This window comes from Enteractinococcus helveticum, from assembly GCF_020742345.1.
GTDB lineage: Bacteria > Actinomycetota > Actinomycetes > Actinomycetales > Micrococcaceae > Yaniella > Yaniella helvetica_A.
In genome coordinates this window covers 1-6,122 of sequence record NZ_DYXC01000095.1, presented here as the reverse complement: position 1 = coordinate 6,122, position 6,122 = coordinate 1, and the positions used below count along the sequence as shown (strand labels likewise).

The 6,122-nt window shown below is 58.1% G+C and carries 7 protein-coding genes and 1 tRNA gene; 3 read left to right on the top strand and 5 right to left on the bottom strand.

Translation table 11 applies throughout. From position 1 onward, the window contains the following. Positions 1–24 precede the first annotated feature (24 nt). Both K8V32_RS08845 and K8V32_RS08840 read right to left on the bottom strand, forming a co-directional pair. On the bottom strand, positions 25–585 hold the full coding sequence (locus K8V32_RS08845; RefSeq protein ID WP_303905994.1) for a DUF1697 domain-containing protein: 561 nt from the start codon (positions 583–585) through the stop codon (positions 25–27). Between the two features lie 39 nt (positions 586–624). Beyond that, positions 625–1,398, bottom strand: a complete 774-nt coding sequence (locus K8V32_RS08840; RefSeq protein ID WP_303905992.1) for a YggS family pyridoxal phosphate-dependent enzyme — start codon at positions 1,396–1,398, stop codon at positions 625–627. A 47-nt stretch (positions 1,399–1,445) separates the two neighbouring features. Between K8V32_RS08840 and K8V32_RS08835 the strand changes: the two genes are divergently transcribed. The 3 genes from K8V32_RS08835 to K8V32_RS08825 all read left to right on the top strand — a co-directional run bounded on the left by K8V32_RS08835 (position 1,446) and on the right by K8V32_RS08825 (position 3,069). Continuing rightward, positions 1,446–1,516: transfer RNA gene (locus tag K8V32_RS08835), tRNA-Cys, on the top strand. Positions 1,517–1,801: 285 nt separating this feature from the next. After that, the gene (locus K8V32_RS08830; RefSeq protein ID WP_303905989.1) at positions 1,802–2,458 is read left to right on the top strand and encodes a ClpP family protease; all 657 of its coding nucleotides are present in this window, start codon (positions 1,802–1,804) and stop codon (positions 2,456–2,458) included. Then, positions 2,455–3,069, top strand: a complete 615-nt coding sequence (locus K8V32_RS08825; RefSeq protein WP_303905986.1) for a ClpP family protease — start codon at positions 2,455–2,457, stop codon at positions 3,067–3,069. Before K8V32_RS08830 ends, K8V32_RS08825 begins: the two co-directional genes overlap by 4 nt. A 43-nt stretch (positions 3,070–3,112) precedes the next feature. On the opposite strand, the gene K8V32_RS08820 is transcribed toward K8V32_RS08825, so the two are convergent. The 3 genes from K8V32_RS08820 to K8V32_RS08810 form a co-directional block, all read right to left on the bottom strand. After that, a complete protein-coding gene (locus K8V32_RS08820) occupies positions 3,113–3,559 on the bottom strand; it encodes a helix-turn-helix domain-containing protein (RefSeq protein ID WP_303905983.1) in 447 nt (148 codons plus the stop codon). Positions 3,560–3,646: 87 nt separating this feature from the next. Then, complete coding sequence (gene erm / locus K8V32_RS08815; RefSeq protein ID WP_303905981.1) at positions 3,647–4,447, bottom strand: 23S ribosomal RNA methyltransferase Erm; 801 nt, start codon at positions 4,445–4,447, stop codon at positions 3,647–3,649. Positions 4,448–4,640: 193 nt separating this feature from the next. After that, positions 4,641–6,122, bottom strand: a 1,482-nt coding sequence (locus K8V32_RS08810; protein ID WP_303905978.1) for a HelD family protein, incomplete at its 5' end; no start/stop codon positions are given.

Sequence of the window (6,122 nt, the reverse complement as noted above, 5' to 3'; positions counted from 1 at the left end):
CCACAACGAAACTGAACCTGACGCTCAAGCATCGTTCTGGTCGGCGGCCGCCATGGCCTGCAACTTCTGGACGGTCTTCCAGTTGCGAACGGTCACTCGTGGTCCCAGCTTTTGCACTTGGGCAACCAGTTTGGACCGGGCGGTCCCGTTGGGCAGCAACAAATACACGTTACGACTGACAACCCGGTATTGCTCCCCTGGGCTGGGATATCGATCAAGTGCCGCAACGGCGTCTGGGTCCGGTGGCTCGTTGAGGAAGGCAACGCTGACTCCTACTGGGCTCGAAGCCGACGAAGCCGGCTCGCTCGCCCCAGCAAAGGGGAGGTCTGCGATAAGCCGGTCAAACTCGGTGACCGTTCGTAAGATGACATCGATGTGGAAACCAAAGCGCTGTTGAATCTGGTGCTCGATGCGGTCTTGCACGGCGTCTTCGGTCAGGTCTGAGTCAAAGACCATATTGCCGCTTTGAATGTAAGTGCGCACGTGGTCCAGTTCGATGTCTTGTAGCGCGCTGCGTAGATCAGCCATTGGGATGGTGTTTTTTCCACCGACGTTCACTGCTCGCAGCAATCCGATATACCTCATGGGTCAGCCTCCTGGGATCAGTTCTGAAACATCGCCCCGTTATGCCATGCCCGGCCAATAGTGGCTATCTGGTGTGGAACGTGCTCCAAAAATTGCTTGACCGACGCGCACGACCGTCGACCCCTCTTCTACCGCGATCTCGAAATCTCCGGACATGCCCATGGATAATTCGCCTGGACCAATAAGCTCGGGCGCCTCGTAGCGCATCCGGTCTCGCAGCGTGCGCAGCACAATGAAACATTCTCGAACTCGTTGCGCATCCGAACTAAAAATTGCCAGGGTCATCAAGCCTTGGACCTTCAGCGTGGGATATTGGCCAAGAGCTGCAAGAAACTCAGGCAACTCGTCTGGCTGGATCCCATACTTCTGCGGCTCATTCGACGTATTGACCTGCACGAAGACCGGCAGGGTCCGGCCGGCAGCTTCGAGACGACGGTTCAGTACCTCTGCCACCCGCAACCGGTCCAACGCTTGAAACTCTGCGGCATATGCTGCCACATCGCGTGCTTTATTCGTTTGCAGGTTGCCGATGATAGACCATTCCACGTCCAAATCTTTCATGGCGTGATATTTTCGGGTCGCTTCCTGGACACGATTTTCACCCAGCAGGTGCAGTCCGGCTTCAACGGCCAGCCGCAGACGGTCTTCAGGCACCGTTTTGCTCACGGGCAGTAGCCGGACCTCCGCTGGGTCACGGCCAACGCGGTGCGCGGCGGCAGCAATCCGAGCACGAACCGAAGCCACATTACGCACAAAATCATCAACCGTTTCAGCCCTTGGGAATTCATCCGATAAACCATTTGCACCTGTCATAGGCCAAACGTAACATGGGTGGCGCAGTGAGACTATCACTGCGTTTCGGTGGGGTGACCGAGAGGCTAGGTCACGGCCCGCAAGGCCGTGCACGCAGGTTCAACTCCTGCCCCCACCTCAAACTCGACAGGTTCCAAGTGGTGCCAATGGGGTTTCTCGTTTCACCATCCCATACATCTTGACTGACCGATTCTCGCCAGGCTCCCTCGCCAGACCATTTTTCGTTTGGTGCTGCTCGCTGCCTCAGGATGGTTCTCAACTGGGCAGCTGCAGAAACACGTTCAGGCAAAAGCCTTTCACAAGATGTCCATTCGTGTGACGAGTTTAGCTGTGCTGCTCTGAGCAGCACAGCTGCCAGCAGCATTCCTGGAGACCGTGATCCGCGTACGAGCAAGATCGAAATATGACACAAGATACGGATCAACGCATATTCACCGAACGCCACCGTCAGGAACTTGCCCACCGCCGAGTGCTGGTTTTAGACGGCGAACTCAATGACGACAACGGCACCCATCTCATGACGCAGCTGCTCACGCTGGCGGCCGATGCACCAGACGAAACTATTGCCTTGTGGATTCATTCTCCGGGCGGCTCGGTACCGGCGATGCTGGCAATCCGGGATATTCTGAAGTCTCTCCCGTGTGCGGTGAGCACTGTTGCGCTGGGGTGGGCCGCAAGCGCCGGCCAGTTCCTCTTATCTGCTGGCACGCCCGGCTTACGCTATGCCATGCCACACGCCAAGGTACTGCTGCATCAAGGATCTGGCGGCATTGGCGGGACCGCAGTGGATGTCGAGCTTCAGGCCGAAGACCTCCGGCACACCAGGGACACCACACTGCGGCTGATCGCCGAAGATACCGGACAGTCACCACAGCGGGTCTATGAAGACTCACTGCGAGACCACTGGTTCACCGCCCAAGAAGCATTGGAATACGGCTTCGTGGATGCAATCGTCACGGATTTCAGCCAGATCGCACCGCCAGGATTGCGCCGGCCCACCGGTTTGACCTCCCGGTTGTCCTTTCCTGAGCACACAATTGATACGGAGGAACAACGATGAGCAGTTATCCGATCCCCAATGTCATCGCCCGGGATGGTCGCGGTGAGCGAGTCATGGACGTATATTCGCAGCTGCTAAGCGAACGCATCATCTACTTGGGTACTGCAATCGACGCCGGAGTGGCCAACACCGTGATTGCGCAACTGTTGCACTTGGAGTCTGCCAATCCGACATCGCCGATCAGTCTCTATATCAATTGCGAGGGCGGTGACCCTTCGGCCATGCTGGCCATCTATGATTCGATGCAATACGTTAAAGCACCGGTAGCAACCACCTGTGTTGGCCAAGCTTTCGGAGTGAGTGCAGTGTTACTAGCCGGCGGCGAACCCGGTGGTCGTGCCATGCTCCCCCATACCCGGATCGTATTGCACCAACCTGCGCTGAACACCGGTCGCGCAGCAGTTCCGGACCTAATCCTGCATGCAGATGAACTTGTCCGAGTTCGCGGCGAGATGGAGAAGATCCTCTCTGAACACACGGGACAGTCAGTAGCCACACTGCGTGAAGACACGGATCGTGATCGAGTATTCACCGCTGAAGCCGCACGTAAATACGGACTGATCGATGAAGTCCTGCATTCTCGGCCTGAAACACCATCCTACGTCGGTTAACGAATCATCATCCTTGGCACAACTAAGGAGCCGTCCAGCAGGATCAGGCCACCAACGACAATTGTTCTGTGGTGCGATGCCAGGAGGCAGTCCCGTCCGGTGAGACGGAGGCCAGGCTTGGCAAGGACAGCTCCGCGTCGAGCTCGTCGTCGAATAAGGCCACAGCCGGACCAGCGGCAGATCGAGCCAACTCGATGGTAGTGCGAGCGGTCCGGTGTAACTCATCGGTCACTTGAACGGTGAGCTCTAACAGCGAGATGCCCAGTGCCCCGCTAATCGCCGCGATCATCTCAGAAGAAGGCTCCTTTCGACCGCGTTCGACCTCTGAAAGATACTGCGGAGACACACCAGCACGCCGAGCCAGCTGGGTCAGGGTAAGTTTGCGGTGTTTTCGCAAGCGACGCAGACGGGCACCCAGTACCTCCCGCCACAGAGGTTCGGTCGTGATCCCAGACGGGCGTCCCGGTCGGCGAGCCGTGTAATCATCCATGTTTTCACCGTATCCAGCCGGTGCCCTGCTCCGGCAGGTTTTCTGCCTAGAGCAGATGGTACGCGCACCGCTGCGACCGACGTGACGTTATTTTCTCGCTGGCCCAGCCGACCAGCCGTGTTCCAGGGCTGTGCGAAACAACTTGGCCCACTGCTGCGCGGTGAGGTCTTTGGGTAGTGCTCGAGGATGGATCCCCTCATCAGCCAACCAAAGTTTTCTCCGTTGACGCCGCCCCGGCGGGATGAGGCGGTTCACAATGGCCGCAAGGCCGTGACCTTTGCCAGTGAAAACGGCGTGTACAAACCGGCGATACATTGATTGGTCGTTCGCGCACACCAGCGGTTCGGGCCGCCGCGACATCACTAACAGGCCTCCGTCGACGTTGGGACGCGGGGTAAATGCGGTTGCGGGCACCCGAGTCTCGAGGCGAAAGTCGACCCACGGCCACCACTGTGCGGTCATCATAGTTGCGCCACCGATGCCGGCCCTCCGTCGGGCGACTTCCCACTGCACCAACAGCACGGCATGAGTCCAGTCGGCAGCGTGCAGCACCCGCCGAAGTATTGCCGTCGTGAGATGAAAGGGTACATTGCCGACCACAGTATGTTCGGTGGTGGGCATGTGCCACTGCAGGAAGTCATCGTGAATAACAGTGGTGTTGCCATTGCTGCGCTTCTGGAGCCAACTGGCGTTGCGAGCATCAATCTCAATGGCTGTTAGGGGTCGGGCCAGCTGCTGCAGCGGGAATGTGAGAGCGCCTCGGCCGGGGCCGATTTCGATAATTGGGCCGGTGGAGGCAGCAACCAGATCAACGATCTGGTCGATGATCGTATGGTCAGTGAGAAAATTTTGGCCGTGTTCATGACGGCCGCCACGATATGTGGGCATAACAGGATACTCCGGGAGGTAGCAATCTTCCGGGCGCGCGACAATGCAGCGCCCAACGGGCTTCTCGGAGCAGCGGGAAGTTTATTCGGTTGGCCCGCTGCTAAGCGCGGCGCAACCGGATCATTGCCATAACTGTCATACACATGCCGGGCAGTCTAACATCGTGACATTTGCACCACAAAGTTCGCTGGACTCAACTGTTCAGGATCACGAGTTGGTGGGTCGCTCGGGTCATGGCGACGTAGTGGTCTACGGTTCCTTCGATGCCGGTGCCGAAGTGTGCCGGGTCGATCAGGACGACCAGATCAAATTCCAGTCCCTTGGCCAGCTGCGGTGTCAGGAGTCGTATTCGCGGCGAGTTCGGTAGCACCCTGGAGGTGTCCGTGGCGATCACCGCGGCGATCCCCTCGCCCTGATCGTGGTCGGTCAACCAGGTGTGGAGCACGGTCTCCAGTTCATCGACCGTACCGTAACGGACCGGTCCCTCAGAGGGTCGAATAGAGGTTGGCACATTGGCGTCTTGGATGGCCTGGCGGATGACCGGTTCGGCGGCATCCATGATCGGTTGTGGTGTCCGGTAGTTGATCGTCAGGCTTGCCTGTTCAACCCGGTCCAAGCCCACGCGATTGAGACGTTGTTCCCATGTTTCCGTAAATCCGTGGCGCGCCTGTGCCCTGTCCCCCACGATCGTGAAGCTCCGTGACGGGCAGCGTGCCAGCAGCATCTGCCATTGAGCGTCGGTGAGGTCTTGTGCTTCATCGACCACTATGTGTTGAAATGGTCCGTCCAGTGGAACAGTCTTGCGGCTGGGTAACGCGTCGTCATCAAGTTTCTCGCGCATGTCTGGGCTGGTCAACGTGGACATCAGCTGTAGATCAGAGTCGTCTGCAGCAACCAAGTCTTCAATGACCCGGGACATTGCCGCACGTTCAGCCGCCAGCGCGCGTTCACGGGCGCGTCGACGTTTCGAGGCTTGTGGGTCCCCGATCCGGCGTCGTGCAGCATCCAGCAGTGGCAGATCGGATTGGGTCCATGCCTGGGCTTCGGTCCGCTGTAATGCCTGGACCTGATGGTCGGTCAGCGTTGGTGCACACATTCGCAGATAGGCGGGCACCGTGAAAAGATCACCCACGATGTCTTCGGCACGCAGCAGTGGCCAGGCGCGCACGAAGGTTTCACGCAATTGCTGGTTAGTGATCAGACTCCGCCACAATTCGGGATGCTCTGCGTCGTCAGGATCCACGGCTGTGGCAATTTTATCGACGGCGATTTCGATGAGTGCTTCCCAGATTTCGTCGCGTGCGTCATTGTGGACAAGATCTGGTCCGGGTGTTCGGAACGCCTCGGCCCAGTCTTCGGTACTGAGTCGAAGGTCTGCCCATGGCGTTTCGATTAATAGGTCGGCCACGGGTGGTTGTTCATATAATCCCACCGCTGTTTCCATGACGCTGACGATATTGAGTCGGGATTTGATTTCTGCGACCTCGGTCTGGTGTTCTGGAGAGGCTGTTGCGCCTTCCGACAGGAGTCCGCCCACCGTTGTGGTCTGGACGCCGTTCTCTCCCAAACTTGGCAGCACATCCGAAACATAGGCAAGAAAAGGTTCGTGTGGTCCGACGAATAAGACCCCGCTGCGACGATCTTGTAATCGTGGATCGGAGTACAACAGGTGTGC